The sequence below is a fragment of the Arsenophonus sp. PmNCSU2021_1 genome (genome assembly GCF_036919435.1).
Taxonomy (GTDB): domain Bacteria; phylum Pseudomonadota; class Gammaproteobacteria; order Enterobacterales; family Enterobacteriaceae; genus Arsenophonus; species Arsenophonus nilaparvatae.
Map to the genome: position 1 here is coordinate 65,568 of NZ_JAZHPL010000010.1, position 16,972 is coordinate 82,539.

Genomic DNA, 16,972 nt, shown 5'->3' on the forward strand with positions numbered 1-16,972 from the left:
TCTCTTGAGAATCAAGATCGTAGTATTCTGATATAGGTAACGTGACAACGATATCCACGGATTGAGGGGCTAACCCTGATTCCTGTAGTGCTTGTTGAATACTAAGCGCATTAATGCCGTTATATTGATATTTAATATTCGTTGTAACTTCAATTTCCGTGCTATTTGGAGAATAAGAATATTTTTGGCCTTCTAATAAATAATTATAAACTTTATTGTTATTGAATGATTCTGCTTTCCATGTCGAAATAAAACCATTCTTTATCACTTGTGTATGTAAATGATTTTTTTCATCGAACCATGCCAATTTCGTTGCGGTAGAGCCATCATCACAAAATACAATCATTTTAATTCCTTATTTGTTATACATGACAACCACTATACTACCACATTTATTTAAATTAAGGTAGCTTTATTATGTTATATTCTTTTTTTTGTTTTTTAATGCAACTGTTATGGTTGTTTTAATGCTCTTTATCTAGGATGTATGAATGGTTAATACTACCACATGGTCATTAAAGTGGTATTAATATAAAATATATAAGATTTATGATGTAGTAATATACTACCATTTGAAATTAAGTGATGCTCCCAGAAAAATGATCAGAGAATTTCCCAGAAAAAATAAAAAGAAGGATGTCGCTGCTAATAGCGGCTCCGCTTGCGTTCCCCTATGGAATGTTAGAAGGGCGATGAAAAAAAAGCGTACTGTTTAAATAAATTGAATGCCTAACAGAAATCAAATTTATCAATTTCAATAAGTTAATTCTGAAGGAATCCCTTACTGCCCGATGCCAGCTTGCCATACGCCCATTTTGAGGGGACGGCAAGCCTTAAAGTGGCTTTCGCGGCATATCCTCGCCACACGTGGCTCCGGTATTCCACGTTCCACTTGACCCCAAATGGTCAATGGCTGCGTGACATCGGGCAGTAAGGGAACGGTGACATGGGGTCACCTCCTACTGTCCCACTAAATAGGAGACACTCCACATGTCCCGATTTATACAAGGCGACAGCTTAAAAATTATGGCAACTTTTCCTGATAATGCAATCGATTTTATCCTGACCGATCCGCCTTATCTGGTTGATTACACCGACAGAACAGGGCGCTCAATTGCTAATGATAAAACTGACGAATGGTTATTACCCGCCTGTCAACAAATGTTTCGCGTATTGAAGCCAAATAGTTTGATGGTCAGTTTTTATGGTTGGAATCGGGTTGATAAATTTGTTGATGCATGGAAAAAATCCGGCTTCCGTATTGTTGGTCATCTCGTTTTCAAGAAACGTTATGCATCAAAAACTGGGTTTTTAGGTCACAGCCACGAAAATGCTTATCTGCTGGCGAAAGGCCGTCCTGTGATGCCTGTAAAGCCAATGAGAGACGTACAGTCTTGGCAATACACAGGTAATCTTTATCATCCAACTCAAAAGCCCGTCAGTAGTCTACAACCACTCATAGCGTCTTTTACGCAACCTAACGCAATTGTACTCGATCCGTTTGCAGGTTCTGGCTCTACCTGTATCGCTGCTGCGCTTTCAGGACGGCGTTACATCGGTATTGAGCTTCTTGCTGAATATCATGCCATTGGTCAACAACGTATTGCTGCTTTGCGTGCTCGTCGTGTTGCTTAAAGGGGAAACAAAGGGCGGTATATCCGCCCAGTTATTTTTATTATTTATCTTTTCGTGGGCTATTTCTTTTAATTGGCGTAATTAATGGTTAAATGAATTATGTTATGGTTTTATTTTTGTATTTTCAGCTATTTCTTTAAGTTTGGCGTAAATATTAAATAATAAAATAATTAATTCACAAGAAACCCGAACACCAATAAGACCAATAACAATTGTGGTTAATCCACCTATAAAACCTGAGAAAAAACCACCTAAATGACTACCAGCAAAAATAGCAGCAATTCCAGAAAACAAAACGGCTATTATCCCCAGCCAATAAAAAATTATTATAATCTTAGGGGTTATCATTTCATCTAATTTTAATAAAGATTTAAACATGGTTATTTCCTCTTTTTTATTTCTCTGAATTGGTTAATAAATTGCATTTTTAAAACTTTGTTTATTCCAGCGACCCGTAAATTTTATTCTCATTCATTTTTCCGGATTTTATTTTCTGATAATGTTGATAAATTTTTCTCGCATAGTGGAAACGATTTTTAATTGATGTATTGGTATTTCTCGTTCCCGCGTTATACATGCCAACGGCTAGCCAATTTTTTCCGTAGAGAGCAAAGTTCCGACTTAAAATCATGGCACCAATATGAATATTTAAACAAGGATGATTGATTAAGTTACTTTCAGTTAACGTAGGGTATTCATTTTTAATTACGTTAAAGGTTTTGCTATTAATCTGCATCACCCCTAAATCAAATGAGCCATCTTTATTTTTGTTTTTTGCATGGGGATTAAAGTTTGATTCTTGTCTGGCAATGGCTCTTAAATAATCGGGGTCAATATGATAATAACTTCCGGCTGTCTCAAAACAATCGGCAAGCGATAATTTTGAGACAGCAAGAAAAAATAGCCACATTAAATTTTTAATTTTCATCACGCAGCTCTTTATTCTAAATTAGAACAATTCGGCATATTGTCGCCCCTATAAAGCAAAAGTATTTTTTAAAGATATCCCAATCATCATTTTCAATTTTACCTACTTAAATCAGCTTTTTCTACCACTAACTCACACCACACCACACGCAAAATAAATTTTGCATAATTTATATTTAAATTTCAGTTATTTATGTAATAATAGATTTTTTTATAATCAACAAAAATGATAAGTAAAAAATATTTTTTAAATAAGTTATAACTATTTTTTAATAAACTAATGTTATTTAATGAAAAAATATCAAAATAAAGTTTATATTAATTTTTAATTAAGTTTTAACTTATTTTTTAAATAGCTTTAAAGTGTGATATAAATCAAAAAATACAGCAATAAATAGTTATAACTTAATATTAATATATCTATAACTTAATTATATAATACACAATTACGTGTAAATTTAATTCATTTTTTTTGAGGATTGAAATGAAAGGCGAAAAAAATCATCCCGTTCTGTTGAAAATTCCTTTCAGTATTATGGATTTTATCGATGAAATGGTCGATGAAAAACTAAAAGATGGTGAAAATAAATCTACTGCAAACCGGACAGCGGTTGCATTGGAAATACTAAAAATAGGGGTCAGGGTTTTAAAGAAAAAAAATGAACAAAGGGGCAATAAGGATATTAGTTTAGATGAAAAACTCGCTTTAATCGCTGATGCTGTCCTTAAATCAGAATTAAAGTTAGACTCCATGTTTGAGTTTGCGCATAAGCGTCCTCAGGATATTGACGACAATATGATTAAAGCGTTTGGTTATCAAACTGTGAAGGAAAAAATCAATGAAGTGGATTATAAAGTTAGTCATTTTTTTAGACAAAAATAAAATAACGTTTTTATTTAGGGGCTGTCGTTACGAGTTAAATACAGGTATGGATTGTTCTTTTTTTAGGCAAAAAAAAAATAAAAAAGGTAACGTTGCACCTCAGGTTTGATTAAATTACTCATCATACCACGATGATCATGAGTGAATTTTGACCACAATCTGAGGGCTAAATATACTATCTCTCGGTATGTTCATCTTGTGACTACAGCCCCAAGGATTCTATAATTGAATCGCAGAATTTTAGCAGTGGTGCATAACGGAAAAATGCTGTTTTTACACAACCAGAAATGCCTAATAGGCTATTATGAAAAGCATTTTTCCCTTTTGCAAAAGGGAGGGCATCAAAATCGGTGCTAAAAATCGGCATTGCAGCTGCGTCAAATGCGGTGCTGATAGACCGGTTCTCCTTTCGCCGAAACGTGCATTACTTTAAGATTTTTTATTCCAATAAACCCGGGGCGATTCAGTTGACTACTACACCTTGAGCTTGATAAGTTATATTTAATAAATGACATAAAATAAGCAACTGTCTTGAACGATATATTTATGGAGCAGCGTTATGATACGAGTCATCCCATTCTTCGTTCTTTCTGAGCATCGCATTCAGGATGGTCAGCAGTTTGCGCATACAGGCAACCAGTGCCACTCTTTTGGCTTTTCCTGCTGCAACCAGTCGTGCGTAAAATGCTTTTATCACCGGATTGGAGAGAGTTGCAACCAGTGCAGCCATGTACAAAGAGGTTCGTACTCCGCCCCTACCGCCAAAAATGGTTCGTCGTCCCCTAATTGTACCCGAGTCCCTGTTCACAGGAGCTATGCCCACAAGCGTGCTGATTTCTCGTCTCGAAAGGGTGGCCAATTCAGGAACTTCAGCCACCAATGCAGCAGCAGTCATGGTGCCAACACCTTTAATGCTGCTCAGGCGTTCAGCAGGCTTTTTAAAGTGGCTCTGGATGTGACTGCTCATATCCGTATCGATCTTGGCAAGCTCATCTTCCAGCGCTTTGATAATGGTATTAATGCTTTTTCTGCTTTTAGGATGAGCAGGATGCAACCGATTATGCTCAGCCACCAACATCGTAATCAATTGGGGTCTGCGCACCACCATTGCAGCAAGAAGCATACACTCAGAATGGCGATTAATGACCTCAGCCATCTGCGCGAGCTCCCCGGAGTCAATGCGATCAGTTTTTGCCAGGTATCCCATAGCGCGGTCAAAATCACGGGCCTGTCTAAGATTAACCATAACCACCGCGACATCAAATCCTTCAGCCTAGAGCTAGCAGACCACAGCAGCTTCAAGTCCTCCTGTTGTTGCCTCCATCAGGATCAGCGCTACAGGGTGCTTTCTCAGTTCGGCAATAATACTGTTATCAAAGCCCTTATAGTCATTACTGACTGTAAACTGTGTAATCTCGTGGCTGGCAGCAATGTCCAGCGTTACTTTGGATACATCAATGCCCACACAAAGTGGATTTGGCTGACTCATATTACCCATCCTTGCAAATACGTTATGAATTACGGACAACTGTTCGGGTTTCAGATGAGTGGCTCAGTATATATGTCATTAGCTTATTCTCTGGCTATAAACCCTAGGGGGAATCAGACTACATACCCCTTGCCAAATCTAATCACTATTATTTTAAACAAATTTCAAGATACAAGTGGGGGCAATAATTTCAGTGAACTTAACTGTGCCAATTAGTTACAATGACCCTTTTGTTGAACGTCTATATCAAGACATTGGGGCGCTCATCGTCGATCAATCTGGTGATGTTGGCGATATCGAGTCAAGGCTATTAACTCTTTCCAATGCCAACAGCGTTTCGGTACGCTCATACCGAGAGCGTAATGGTTCACTAGGGATCCCTGATAGTGCTTTTCGGGGCATATCGCTTTTTCATTTTCGTGATATTACGCCAGTACAGCGTTTCTTAACAAGCGGTACTTCCAAGCGTGGGCGAGGTTACGCAGACTATTCAGCACGCGGACTCGATCTGATGCGACAGTCCATTGTTACCAAAGCTCGCAAATACGTATTTAAAGTGCTCGATAAACCAGCTGTGTTCCGTATTGTGCCAGAATCTCAGGCGGCGCAGGGTGTCATCATGGCTTGGGGCATGCAGCTACTTTCCGATGAATTCGGTGACCCAAGTAATAGCGCCTGTGTGGTTGATCGTACAGGTGTGAACTTCAGACGCTTGGAGCAGGGTCTGAATAGGGCGATTGCAGCCCAGCAACCAGTCGTGCTAATTGGCGGATCGTTTGCTTATGTCACACTCTGCGAGGAGCTGGCCAAGCGTAAGTGTCGTTTCGAGTTGCCTACCGGTTCATGCGTGCTTGATGCCGGCGGCTATAAGGGTCGCTCCCGTGTGTTAAAGGCTGGTGAATTCCGGCAGATGTTGTGCACTACATTCACTATCAATGAATCGCAATGCATCAATCTGTTCGGCATGACTGAACTCGCGAGCCAGTTGTACGATAGCGCAGTAACGGAGCTAGGGCCTGGTGGCGAACGACCCAAGCGAGGGCATCTGTCAACCCGAGTGTGGGTGCGGGATGTATGGGACTGGCATCCCGTCAACAAAGGTTCTGGCTTGGTCGAAATCGCCGATCTGTGCATTATTGATCGTCCACACGTTTTTTTTACCGGCGACTGGGGTGTGTCCTCTGATGAGGGCGTAGCAATAATTGGCCGCGTACAGGATACTGAAACGCGCGGTTGTACACTATCGTTCGAAGAGGTCTCACTACCATGAACAGCATATCCTGGATCCCACCATCGGTTTCAGCGGCAGTGACGTCCGAGCTCGTAGAACTATGCACCAAAGTACCTCCAGATAAGGAGGTGGCTTTATTATACGAGCGACCACATGCCGGATCTTGGAAGAGGGCAGCTGTTCTACTACGCAAGGCAGGCGAGCGTCTGAAAGCCATGCCCATTGCACAGATCATCGACGCGATAGATTGTGCGGCCACTAAATGGTGCAATCCAGCGTGGCCTGAGAGGATTGCTTGCCGTGACCGCGTTGCACAGTTCACTGGCTTCTCTCCAGAAGTCGTCGATCGCAGCTTTGACTTAGAATTGAGGAACTACCGTGCAGATTCCCTCTGGCGCGTTCTTCGGCGCGAGATCGGTGATCCAGGGGTACTGGACGGCGCGGTTTTCGATATTAATCTGTGGGGCTACACCACTGCGGTTGGGCCTAATCTCGTGGCAGCCATCTTAAGTGGTAACGTGCCTGGCCTCCCAGCACTGTCAATCGTGCGTGTTTTATTAGCCAAGGCACCAATGATCGCCAAAGTCGCCAGCGGTGAACCGTGCTTCGCTGCAGAGTTTGTACGTAGTCTGCACAAGATTTCCCCCGTGCTTGGTGATGCATTGCTTGTCACCTACTGGAGAAGCGACGAAACTGAGCAGCTACGGGAAGTCACAACTGAAGTCGATACCGTCATTGCTTATGGTGGTATTCCTGCCCTTAAAGCATTGCGAGCGGTGCTGCCACCAAGCGTGCGCTTGCTCGAACATTCGCACAAGCTCTCTGTTGGCTATATTACTCGTGACCATCTTGCGCTCGAACAGAGCCGTCTTGCTAAGGCTATTGCGATTGATATTTCGACCTTCAACCAACAGGCTTGCATTACGCCGCAGGCATACTTCATCCAGGATGAAGCCGGAACGGTCGCTAGTTTCGCTACTATGGTTGCCGCGGCACTGGAGGCCATGTCTAGGAAGCTTCCGCTTGGTACACTATCGCTATCATGTGCTGCCGCAGTGCGACTGGCTCGTTTAGATAATAGTTGGGTCACCGCTATAGATGCGAATACCTCTCTCGAACACGACAAAGGACTCGAATTCACCGTGACCACTGCAGCCACACTGGGGCAATACGAATCCATCAGAAACCGCTTTTTGTGCCTGATCCCTGTGTCCGGTATTGACGATGTCGTCGCACAGCTTGCCCCGTGGCGCTCACACTTACAAAATGTCGGACTCGGCTGTGAGCCGACAGAGCTTACGCCGCTACTACATCAATTCTCACGGATCGGCGTGTCACGAATCTGCTCGCCAGGGCGTATGGCAGAGCCCAGCATGATGTGGTGCCACGATGGGCGCACATGCGTTGCCGAACTGCTGCGCTGGTGTGACGTCGAGATGCACGAATTAATCCCGAAACACGAGAGCTGATATGACTCCACCAACAAAAGCCTTGATTAACGCCAGACACTTTCATCCCCATCTGCCGCACTTCGTAGAAGTAATCGATTGCACGCTACGTGACGGCGAACAATCACCCGGTACGGCGTTCAGTGTCGCGGAAAAGGTGGATCTCGCCTACTCACTATGTGCAGCTGGTTTGACCATGCTGGATGCCGGTTTCCCAGCCGCCTGCGCGGCAGATGTCGAGGCGATACAGGCTATCAGGGCATTAGGTTTGCCGCTAAAGGTGGCGGCCACCGCGCGGGCGTTACCGAGGGATGTAGCACTTGCGGCGGAGGCACACGCCACCGATGTGTTTATCTTCTTACCTACCAGCGACTTCCGCCTGCAGCAGACGTTGGGGGTAGATCGCCGAGATGCGCACAACATGCTGCAGGCCGCCGCGCTGGAAGCCGCGGGGCATTCAATGGGTGTTAACCTTGTTTTCGAGGACGCAACGCGCGCGGACATGACTTGGCTTTGCAACCTGGCTCTACAACTCGCCGGCCAGGTACGTATAGAGCGTCTTGTATTGGCGGACACTGTGGGTTGCGCCCATCCTGCGTCTATCGCACAGTTATTCAGGACTGTCTCTGACCGGATCGAAGGAGCCACGCGGTTGTGCGCCCACTGCCACAACGACTTTGGCCTCGCCGTCGCCAACACAATAACCACTGTGGCGAGCGGTGCCAGCGCAGTTACCTGTACAGTCAATGGTATTGGTGAACGAGCTGGCAATGCCGACTTGTCAGAGGTTGTGGCAGGCCTTACCCATCTTTATGGTGTTAAGCACGGTGTAGATCCAACTCATCTGGATTCACTTTCCCAGCAGGTGGAGGAAATCAGCGGTATCTATGTCAGTGCGAACAAACCGGTTACAGGTATGAATGTGTTCCGCCACGAGTCTGGAGTGCATGTCGATGCGACAGTCAAACAGAATCGCAGCTACGAGTTCTTACCCGCCGCATGGCTTGGTCGACGACACGAATACGTGCTCGGTAAGCACAGCGGGACTGCTGTCGTGCGAGCTCTGTTAGCTGAAACTGGGCAGGTCGTCGATAACACGCTCGTCGATGATATACTCGCGCTTGCCAAGCAGTCGGTGAATAACAAGGATCACGCAGCCTACAGTGCTGCGTATCGTTCTCACCGGCATGTCCAGCGTACTTTGCTGGCTGGACAGGACTTAAATGCAATTAGCCGCGTGCTTGCCGCCAAGCGCTTTACTTCGGAGGAACAGTGAATGGCTGCCACACTAACCGAAAAAATTATTACATCACACACGATCGCGGACACCGACGGTGTATTCAGACTAGTTCGGGTCGACGCAGTGCTGGGGCACGATGCTACGATCGCGCTTATAGCCGATGAATTTGAACAGCGCAGGTTGTCTGTCTGGGATCCTACCAAAGTACTTTTCACAAACGACCATTTTTCTCCACCGGCTACCGTCGAACGTGCAGACATCTCTCGCCGTTTCATCGAATTTAGTCGTTCGCAGGGTATCAAACATTTGATGATCGACCGTGGCATCTGCCACCAGTTACTGGTGGAGCATCCGCTGTGCCAGCCGGGTAGACTGATTGTGGGCGCCGACAGTCATACAGTGATGGCCGGCGCTATCGGGGCATGCGCGACTGGGATGGGCTCAACTGATATTCTGTTCGCGCTTGCAACAGGCTCTATCTGGTTGCGCCTCCCACCGACAATCCGTGTGACGTTCATTGGTACGATCAATTATATCTGCAGTGGACGCGACATTGTTCTCGAGCTTCTACGTCAGATAGGAGAAGACGGGGCACGCTACTGCAGCCTCGAGTTCCACGACCACAGCGTGCCAGGCCTCAGCCAGGACGAGCGTTTTGCGATCTCCAACATGGCAGTCGAACTCGGGGCCAAGTTTGGCGTGTTCGTGCCGGACGCCATCACGGCCAACTACATCGAGCGCCGTGATGGCGTTCTTCTGCAAGAGCTCGTTACGCCAGACGAAGGGGCAAATTACTTGCGCGATATCGAGCTCGATCTACACACTCTGACGCCACGTATAGCTAAACCTTGGTCGCCTGGCAACGTCGTAGGTGTGAACGAGCTGAACGACGAGGAGATCACCGTCGCCTTTCTCGGTTCGTGCTCCAGTGGTCGACTATCGGATATCCGTATTGCTGCAGAGGAGATGGCCGGTAAACACGTCCATCCGAACGTAAGGTTCGTCGTTATACCGGCATCGGTCGAGGTATTTCGCGCGGCGCTGAGTGCAGGCTATGTGGAGACCCTGACCGATGCCGGTGCTATCTTTAACCATAGCAGTTGTGGACCGTGCGGCGGAATCGACAAGGGTGTACTTGGTCAATCCGACGTGTGCGTGTCCACCTCGAACCGAAACTTCCGTGGCCGTATGGGGCACTGGACAAGTCGCACTTACCTAGCGAGTGCGCGCACCGTATCTCGGGCCGCTCTTGCAGGTATGGTGTCACGCGACCTGTATCTCCATGATGGCCACCTGTAACCTGTAAGAGGATGCTCATGAACGATATCAGGGGCACTATTTGGCGATTCGGCAATCACGTTAATACCGACGTGATCCACGCGCCGGAATATTTCAGCTTGGATCCTGAGCGGGTTCGCCAGGGTCTCTTTCATAAGTTAGATCCCACGCTCCAACCTAGGATTCGAAAAGGCGACCTATTCGTCGCGGGCTGCAATTTTGGCTGTGGATCCAGTCGTGAGACCTCGATCCGTAGCCTGCTGCTGAACAAAGTTGGGGCGATTATCGCCGTTGACTTCGCGCGGATATTCTTCCGAAACGCACAGAACAATGGTCTTCCGTGTCTAACTTTCCGCAATCCCGAAGACTTGCAACGTCTACAGACAGGTATGCCGGCAACGCTGTCCTTCACAGATGACTGTTTCTTAACGCAAGAAGGACAGATAATTTCACTTGAGCCAGTACCACGCTTTATCCGCGATATATGGAAGGCGGGAGGTCTTCTAGAATACGCCCAACTTGGAGCACATCTATGAATACGCCGACATTACGCATCCAGTCTTGGCGCGGCGTCTGGGGTGAATCCCTGCTTCGCGAGGTGCTACAACCTTTTGAGGAAATGACGGGAATTGCCACCAAGAGAGTGTTCCATGTCGGGTTACACCTACCCGAATCGCTTACTGATGCTCTCGATCACCGCCGCGAACCTCCAGTAGACGTTGTGTGGTGTAACACTCCACAGGCCTTACGCGCAGCGCGGCGCGGATGGGCAGCACCATTGTCGGATGAGATACCGTCAACCGCACTGTACGATCGGGCCCACATGAATACTAGTCATCCAGATGACCGCAATATTGCGCAGGTGTATGCGGTTCATTACGTGCTGCTTTATCAGCGGAGTTACTTCCCACTTACACCACCTTCAAGCTGGAACGTACTTTTTCAACCAAAATTCGCAGGGCGTATTGTCCTCTATCCCGGAGGAAACGGCATTTTTCCTGTAGCGCAAGTACTGGGCGGTGGCGTAACCAGTGACATCCCGCTTCGGATGGCACCGTGTTGGTCTATTGTTCAACGACTTGCGTCACAACTAGGGACATCGGACTACAGCATCGGCCTCGAGAGAAGATTGAACGACAGAGCGATCGCTCTATGTTATCGGGCATTGCCCAATGCGCTCGTATTCCAGTCTGATGGGCTTGATGTTGGCTGGGTTACCCCAGACGAAGGCATCGCAGACACGACTGATGCGCTGTGGATTCCGCGCGGACTTGACTACAAGCGCACTGCACAAGCACATAGCCTGATCGCGTTTGCACTATCGGCAGAGATCCAGTCGCGATGGTGCGCTACCTTGGGCACCTTACCCATGCACCGAGATGCAGCGATTCCGCCATTATTCGCTTTGCATCCACGGCTACCTTGCAATGCCGGTGACAATACAGGCATATTGAACGTGTCCGAAGCCACCAAGGCTATATGGGAGCCAACTTGGGCGCGCAGGTTTGATTACCTTACCATGTCAATTCCCAAACGAAAGTAAGCGTCGTTAAATCCGCACATTTTTTTACTTCTCCTAATTTGCCATAATGTTCATCGCTAAAAATTGAGGAGAAATATCAGATGGGAGTTTACCGTACAGATGATGAATGGCGAGCCATCATTGAAGCTCAGCAATGTTCTGGATTAAATCCAACTCAGTATTGTCGTCAGAATACGATTACGTTCAACACACCTGTGATAATTGGAATAACATTGATGGAGATCACCGAATAACAAAATGGGCCAAAAGTGATCTCCATCGATGTTAATAGGTGATCTTTTTCATGGTAATACGCAGCTGAGATCAGCTAAAGTCGAAAGGGTCAAAAAATAGCCTTAACGTACAATAATTTTCGATATCCAAACTGACCCCTTATTCGGAGCCATCATTTTAATCTCCATACTCTTTTTCTTTGATTTTTTGTTTTTGTTCTTCTTCATGATGATATGAGATATTGATTTCCTCATTTTCCTTTTCCCGTGTCGGAGACTCTTCTGCGAGTTGAAGATCGGGTATTTTCTCATCATCATGCAGTAGTGCCGATTCTAGTGTTATGTCTTGCTTCTCATTAATTTTTTCTATTTCTCTATCTTGCGGTAAACTTTCATGGATTTCATTTATAGGGATATTGGTATTATCGAGTTCAATCACAATCGAATGGTCTTTGGTATCTTTTTTTAAGGCTTCATCAAATTGTGATAGTGAGTAGAGGTTAACGCTGTTCTCATCATTGCCTTTGTTCAGCACAATATAGACGCCATCGGATGCACCTTTGTAAGTGGCTTCTGCGATGTCTGTTTTTCCTGTATAAACGCCAACCGGAATATGAAGATTTCCTCGTTGAATACCGTGTTCGTTAGTGACGGGTAATAATAATTCAGGTCGGTCATGATGGGAAAATCTGGCCACTTCAAGTAGTGATGGTTCTATCTTTTGTGCCAGCTTTGTGGTACCAATTTCTTTGCTGTTATCCCAAATTCTGATTTCATTTCTAGCCAGTAGGTCTTGCTGTTTATTCAGGATGTCATGCGCGGTTAATCTGTCACCGGAATTTTTTGTCAGGTTTTTCATCCAGGCATTGCCATCTGATAAATAAAGCTGAACGTGTTCTTTTGCGCGGGATAACTCCACATAGGTGTTGTCCATTGCTGCGAGGGTACGCTCGCCTTCATAGACGATGACATACGGATAAGAAGCGCCTTGTGAGGCATAGCTTGTGATGGCATAGGTGTAATCCAGATGCCTATCAGCATATTCTTTTTGTGGTTGATAGGTCACGAGCTTGCCGTTTAACTCAATATAGAGCTTATCGTCCTCAATCCGCTTTATCATTCCCCTTTCGTTATTGGCAATATTGCGGTCTTTATCGGTTGTGGTGAGGCGGATTTTTTCACCTTCTGAGACTTCAATGGTTTTGTCTTCAAAAAGTGCGACGATGGCAGGATTCACTTCAAGCGGTGACAGGTATTTCTCCTGATTATTTTCCCGATTTGCCAGGCTCACAATGCCTTCTTTTGAAACTCCTGTTATCTCAAAATAGTGTTGATTGATTTTTGCGATGTGCCCCAACTGGTTTTGCCAAAATTGGCTATCTTTTAAATCCGCTTCCTGATGGTTGATGCGTTGTAAAACAGGAATACGGGCTGATTTACCCAGCAGCGGTTGACTTTGCATCACCGCATGAATGTTTTCATTTAACTGATTTCGATCGGCATTTAACTGGGTGATAATCACCGTGTTATCACGCGCCTCTTTCGTTCTACCCACATAGTCATCAATCACCATTTTTATCATTTGATTGTCGTTTTCCTGTGGTTTACCTGATGAATTCCCCTTCATGATTGAGTTTTCTGGGATAAATGCGCCATTATTTCTTGCTACCAGGTCAGGGGAAACCTGACGAATAATATCCAATGATTTTTGTGTGTTTCCAGCAATAATTGCTTCAATGGCGGGTTTTAATTCGGGGGTTTGTCTGACGATTTCGTCCATCACCACTTTATCGGCGGCACTTCGTTGCCAGGCAAGGGCAAAAGGGGCGCCCCGCTCAAAGGCTTTTAGCTGTTTTGCATCCCCTGAGAGGACGACTCTTCCTGCGTTATCCGTGATGTTAAGCAGCAATTCTGCCAGGGTTTTATTGCCAATCATCGAGCTTTCATCAATCACAAACAGGGTATTTTTATACGATGTTTTGAGGTTGTTCTGGTGCTTTTCCATCAGGAAACTGGCAATAGTTTGGGATTTTATGCCCGCTGTCTGTAATTCATTGACGGCTTTATGGGTGGGTGCGAGGCCGACGATATTCACGTCGGGTCGATTATCGTTAAGTGCTTGTGCTACCGTTTTAAACTGGGTGGTTTTCCCGACACCGGCATAACCTTGTATCATGATCGTCTGGTCTTTTGAGGTTAAAACCAGTTCGGCGGCTTTTTGTTGACCTTGGGTTAATCCGGTAAAATGTAGTTTTTCGTTATTTTGGATTAACGGTAATTGACTGTTTTTGCCCTGTAAAATCTGCGTGAGGATTTTGACCTCATTATCAAAATCTTCTTTGCGAATAAAGCGCCCATAAAACTCGTGCGTTGTTTCATCCACGCATTTCACTTCACCTTTTTTTAGGCGTTGTTTAAAAGCGTTTATGCAATCATTAAACGTAAAATTACTGGATTTTGCTGCATCGGTAATCACATCCAGGCTATTAAAAACCATACTTGATTTTGTCCGCCGGTCAATCGTGATGTTTAGCTGTTTTTGGATATCAGGAGTGACATTATGTTTTGCGACATCGGCGGCTTTTATGAAGGATTCATTGCCTTGTTGGATATCCGAGAGCACGGTGGTGCTAATTTCACTTTGCTGTAACCGTTTTTGGATACTTTCGCTATCCAAACCAGTGATGCCGATAATATTCTTCCCGCTGCGTCTTATCTGGTTGATAGTCGAATTATTCACTTCTTTTTCGTTAAAAACCGCAATCACCGTTTGGGTTTTATTAAGACTATTTCCAAATGCTTCACAGTAGTGGTATTCCAGTTTGCTATCAGCTTTCGGGGTAAATGATGCTTTTTTACCATGTTCATCTTCCATGATGATTTTATCGGCAAATAAAAAATTGCCTTTTTTTAGTTCCGTCACTGTAAATGTTTTGCCCGCCTGGATATTTTGGCCAAATACACCGGTTGATTTCACTCTATCACCTTCTCTTAATTCCATTTCTTGTACTTTAAAAAGATGATAGTGACTATCGATTTTATTGATTGAAAGCGCAGAGGTGTTACCCGCATTATCCTGTAATAGAAGTTTATTATTTTGTTTGCTAATGCGTGTTATCTGATACTGCTGCCGTTCATTTTCTGTGGTGCGCTCAAGTATCATGCCGATGTTGTAGGTATTACGCTGATTGCGGTTAGCGGCATCTAAAAATATCGATTTTTTGGTGGTCACTACTATCTTATTTTCAGACAGCAATCCTTTTTCGATTAAAATATCACGGGTTTTGGCTGTTATCGCTTCTTTTGTTGGGTTATTTCCTGCCTGAATGATGACATCCTTATTTAAGGCATAAAGGTTAGCGAAATGATTAGCAGCAGCCTGTATTCTGCTTGCTTTGTCCTGTTCAGGTATAAAATAGAAATGTTTATCGGCATTCGATTCAAAAGCGTTAATCGGTTCGGCGCCGAGTGCGCGGGCTATTTCACTGGTCAGCCCCTTATTTTTACGGCTTGCGCTATCTAATGCAATAATCGTGTCGCCATCGGTATATGAACGCCCCAGTAACGACGCGACTTTTTTAAGGGGTAAGTGTTCAGACTGGTAAATCCCGATTAATTGCCGTTTATGGTTGTTTTTCTGGGGGTCATTTAAATAGTCATCAATGCTGATGGTTTTTACTTTCTTATTGACATGCTCCTGTAATTTATCACTGATTTTTTTATTCGGTGTGATAATCACGGTATTTAACTTATTTTCTTTGGCAAGGGCATGGATTTCGTCTATTACCTGAATCTCATAGGCAAACCCGCCTTTAAGATTAACCAGATTAAATCTGACATTGTTTTGGGTAATATTTTTGGCTAACGCGCTTTCCTGTGCTGTTGTTAATTCATGTTTACTGTACCGCAACTGATGAATTAACGTGCTGACCTCATTTTCCTGTTTAAGGTGGGTTTGGGTGGTTAACAGCGTGCTTTCTGAATTAAGTGGTACGAGATTTCCCTGTTTAATCTCCTGGTTAATTTCCTTGCGTAATGTTTCTAATACTTTCGGCTGGCAAGGGATGCGATTAATGACATGGGTTAATAATGCATCATAGGAAAATCGGGTGTTTTTATCCGATAGTACCTTAATCGATTGTGAAATGACCTCTTTAAGATTAACCTCTGGTGTTGATGGGTTGACGGTTTCTGCTTTTTTCACGTTATCCGCGGAATATCCCGTTTTGGCAAGTCTTGCTTGCCATTCTTTATGCAGTGTCTCAACATTGGTAAAGGTTTTTGCCTTACGGGTGGCTAACACGGCGGCACTCTTTTGTTTAGCGGAAGCGGTTTCGCCTACCGCCTCGACAACCTCTTTGCGCCTGGATGAAAAAGGTTCGGTTGGCACGCCTTCTATTTCCCATAAGCCATTTTTCCCTGTTGAAACAAAAGAAAATCCCTGCTTTTGCAAACTTTCCTTTAGGTGCTGGCGATAAATAGACCCAAAGGTAATCTGTAGATCGCGGATAATTTCGTTAAATCCATTGCGGTTGATTTTATCCGATGACAGTGTTTTCCAGCCTTTCTTATCTGACCAGGTAGCATTGATTAACAAGGCATGGGTATGTAAATTAGGGTCGAGATTGCGATTAGTGGTATGCATAAAAAGGGCAGCAATTGTATTGCCGGTCATTTCCGTTTGCGTGATCCCTTTTGTCATTGTGCGGGTTGAGCTTATATTTTCAATCTCTTTGAGGGCTGATGCCACCGCCTTTTTATGTGCATCAAGCACCGCAGTATTGCCTTCAACCAAGGCTAATACCGAAACACTTTTGGGCGCGGAAAAGGTTAAATCATAGCCTGGTCGATGCTGATTTTTACCCGTTTTATTAAAGCTTAACTGCGTGCCATCCGGTAATCTCCCTTCCAGCATCTGTTCAAAGGTGTTTCTATCCACCGTGTCGGTTAATCCTAATCGTTGTGCGCCTTTACCAAACCATTGTGTCCCTTCTTCACCGACAAAGTAATAGTTATCCTTTTCTTCATAATAGTTAGCACTGGCAGAAGCACCCCCACTGGTAAGATTTTTAACCGACAGCATAGG

The 16,972-nt window shown here is 44.8% G+C and carries 13 protein-coding genes and 1 pseudogene; 9 read left to right on the forward strand and 5 right to left on the reverse strand.

Annotated elements, in window-relative coordinates; genetic code table 11:
• The coding region (gene parM, locus V3224_RS22845; RefSeq protein WP_334472887.1) for a plasmid segregation protein ParM domain-containing protein at nucleotides 1-346 on the reverse strand (346 nt) is incomplete at its 3' end.
• Nucleotides 347-990: 644 nt separating this feature from the next.
• Between parM and V3224_RS22850 the strand changes: the two genes are divergently transcribed.
• Nucleotides 991-1,635: a DNA methyltransferase gene (locus tag V3224_RS22850; RefSeq protein ID WP_334472889.1), complete on the forward strand. Its 645-nt coding sequence runs from the start codon at nucleotides 991-993 to the stop codon at nucleotides 1,633-1,635.
• Nucleotides 1,636-1,737: 102 nt separating this feature from the next.
• On the opposite strand, the gene V3224_RS22855 is transcribed toward V3224_RS22850, so the two are convergent.
• Together V3224_RS22855 and V3224_RS22860 are read right to left on the reverse strand one after the other, a co-directional pair.
• Nucleotides 1,738-2,013 carry a DUF4282 domain-containing protein gene (locus V3224_RS22855; protein WP_063657475.1) on the reverse strand — a complete coding sequence of 92 codons (276 nt, stop codon included), beginning with the start codon at nucleotides 2,011-2,013 and terminating at the stop codon, nucleotides 1,738-1,740.
• 61 nt (nucleotides 2,014-2,074) lie between these two features.
• Nucleotides 2,075-2,563 (reverse strand): lytic transglycosylase domain-containing protein, encoded by a 489-nt coding sequence (locus V3224_RS22860; RefSeq protein ID WP_334472891.1) that lies wholly within the window; start codon nucleotides 2,561-2,563, stop codon nucleotides 2,075-2,077.
• A 483-nt stretch (nucleotides 2,564-3,046) separates the two neighbouring features.
• Here V3224_RS22860 and V3224_RS22865 point away from each other — a divergent pair, with 483 nt between their 5' ends.
• On the forward strand, nucleotides 3,047-3,445 hold the full coding sequence (locus V3224_RS22865; RefSeq protein ID WP_334472893.1) for a relaxosome protein TraM: 399 nt from the start codon (nucleotides 3,047-3,049) through the stop codon (nucleotides 3,443-3,445).
• A 544-nt stretch (nucleotides 3,446-3,989) separates the two neighbouring features.
• On the opposite strand, the pseudogene V3224_RS22870 reads toward V3224_RS22865, so the two are convergent.
• A pseudogene (locus tag V3224_RS22870) lies at nucleotides 3,990-4,934 on the reverse strand (IS110 family transposase).
• A 193-nt stretch (nucleotides 4,935-5,127) separates the two neighbouring features.
• On the opposite strand from V3224_RS22870, the gene V3224_RS22875 reads away from it, so the two are divergent.
• From V3224_RS22875 to tnpA, 7 genes are all read left to right on the forward strand, one after another.
• On the forward strand, nucleotides 5,128-6,204 hold the full coding sequence (locus V3224_RS22875) for a LuxE/PaaK family acyltransferase (protein ID WP_334472894.1): 1,077 nt from the start codon (nucleotides 5,128-5,130) through the stop codon (nucleotides 6,202-6,204).
• A gap of 176 nt (nucleotides 6,205-6,380) precedes the next feature.
• A complete protein-coding gene (locus V3224_RS22880; protein WP_334472896.1) occupies nucleotides 6,381-7,634 on the forward strand; it encodes an acyl-CoA reductase in 1,254 nt (417 codons plus the stop codon).
• 1 nt (nucleotide 7,635) lies between these two features.
• Entirely contained in the window at nucleotides 7,636-8,889 is a 1,254-nt protein-coding gene (locus V3224_RS22885) for a LeuA family protein (RefSeq protein ID WP_334472897.1), read from the forward strand.
• Nucleotides 8,890-10,152 (forward strand): 3-isopropylmalate dehydratase large subunit, encoded by a 1,263-nt coding sequence (locus V3224_RS22890; protein ID WP_334472899.1) that lies wholly within the window; start codon nucleotides 8,890-8,892, stop codon nucleotides 10,150-10,152.
• Nucleotides 10,153-10,169: 17 nt separating this feature from the next.
• The gene (locus tag V3224_RS22895) at nucleotides 10,170-10,667 is read left to right on the forward strand and encodes a LeuD/DmdB family oxidoreductase small subunit (RefSeq protein ID WP_334472901.1); all 498 of its coding nucleotides are present in this window, start codon (nucleotides 10,170-10,172) and stop codon (nucleotides 10,665-10,667) included.
• Nucleotides 10,664-11,674, forward strand: coding sequence for an extracellular solute-binding protein (locus V3224_RS22900; protein WP_334472903.1), 1,011 nt, complete (start codon nucleotides 10,664-10,666; stop codon nucleotides 11,672-11,674). Before V3224_RS22895 ends, V3224_RS22900 begins: the two co-directional genes overlap by 4 nt.
• Nucleotides 11,675-11,754: 80 nt before the next feature.
• Entirely contained in the window at nucleotides 11,755-11,907 is a 153-nt protein-coding gene (gene tnpA, locus V3224_RS30285) for an IS66 family insertion sequence element accessory protein TnpA (RefSeq protein ID WP_442890919.1), read from the forward strand.
• Nucleotides 11,908-12,064: 157 nt separating this feature from the next.
• Here the strand turns inward: tnpA and mobF are convergent, their stop codons facing one another.
• Complete coding sequence (mobF, locus tag V3224_RS22905; protein WP_334472905.1) at nucleotides 12,065-16,969, reverse strand: MobF family relaxase; 4,905 nt, start codon at nucleotides 16,967-16,969, stop codon at nucleotides 12,065-12,067.
• Nucleotides 16,970-16,972: the final 3 nt, after the last annotated feature.

Excerpts from the sequence above, each read along its gene's own strand:
- V3224_RS22850 (WP_334472889.1), top strand. The coding sequence starts at position 991 with ATGTCCCGATTTATACAAGGCGACAGCTTAAAAATTATGGCAACTTTT.
- V3224_RS22855 (WP_063657475.1), bottom strand. The coding sequence starts at position 2,013 with ATGTTTAAATCTTTATTAAAATTAGATGAAATGATAACCCCTAAGATT.
- V3224_RS22860 (WP_334472891.1), bottom strand. The coding sequence starts at position 2,563 with ATGAAAATTAAAAATTTAATGTGGCTATTTTTTCTTGCTGTCTCAAAA.
- V3224_RS22865 (WP_334472893.1), top strand. The coding sequence starts at position 3,047 with ATGAAAGGCGAAAAAAATCATCCCGTTCTGTTGAAAATTCCTTTCAGT.
- V3224_RS22880 (WP_334472896.1), top strand. The coding sequence starts at position 6,381 with ATGCCCATTGCACAGATCATCGACGCGATAGATTGTGCGGCCACTAAA.
- V3224_RS22885 (WP_334472897.1), top strand. The coding sequence starts at position 7,636 with ATGACTCCACCAACAAAAGCCTTGATTAACGCCAGACACTTTCATCCC.
- V3224_RS22890 (WP_334472899.1), top strand. The coding sequence starts at position 8,890 with ATGGCTGCCACACTAACCGAAAAAATTATTACATCACACACGATCGCG.
- V3224_RS22895 (WP_334472901.1), top strand. The coding sequence starts at position 10,170 with ATGAACGATATCAGGGGCACTATTTGGCGATTCGGCAATCACGTTAAT.
- V3224_RS22900 (WP_334472903.1), top strand. The coding sequence starts at position 10,664 with ATGAATACGCCGACATTACGCATCCAGTCTTGGCGCGGCGTCTGGGGT.
- tnpA (WP_442890919.1), top strand. The coding sequence starts at position 11,755 with ATGGGAGTTTACCGTACAGATGATGAATGGCGAGCCATCATTGAAGCT.
- mobF (WP_334472905.1), bottom strand. The coding sequence starts at position 16,969 with ATGCTGTCGGTTAAAAATCTTACCAGTGGGGGTGCTTCTGCCAGTGCT.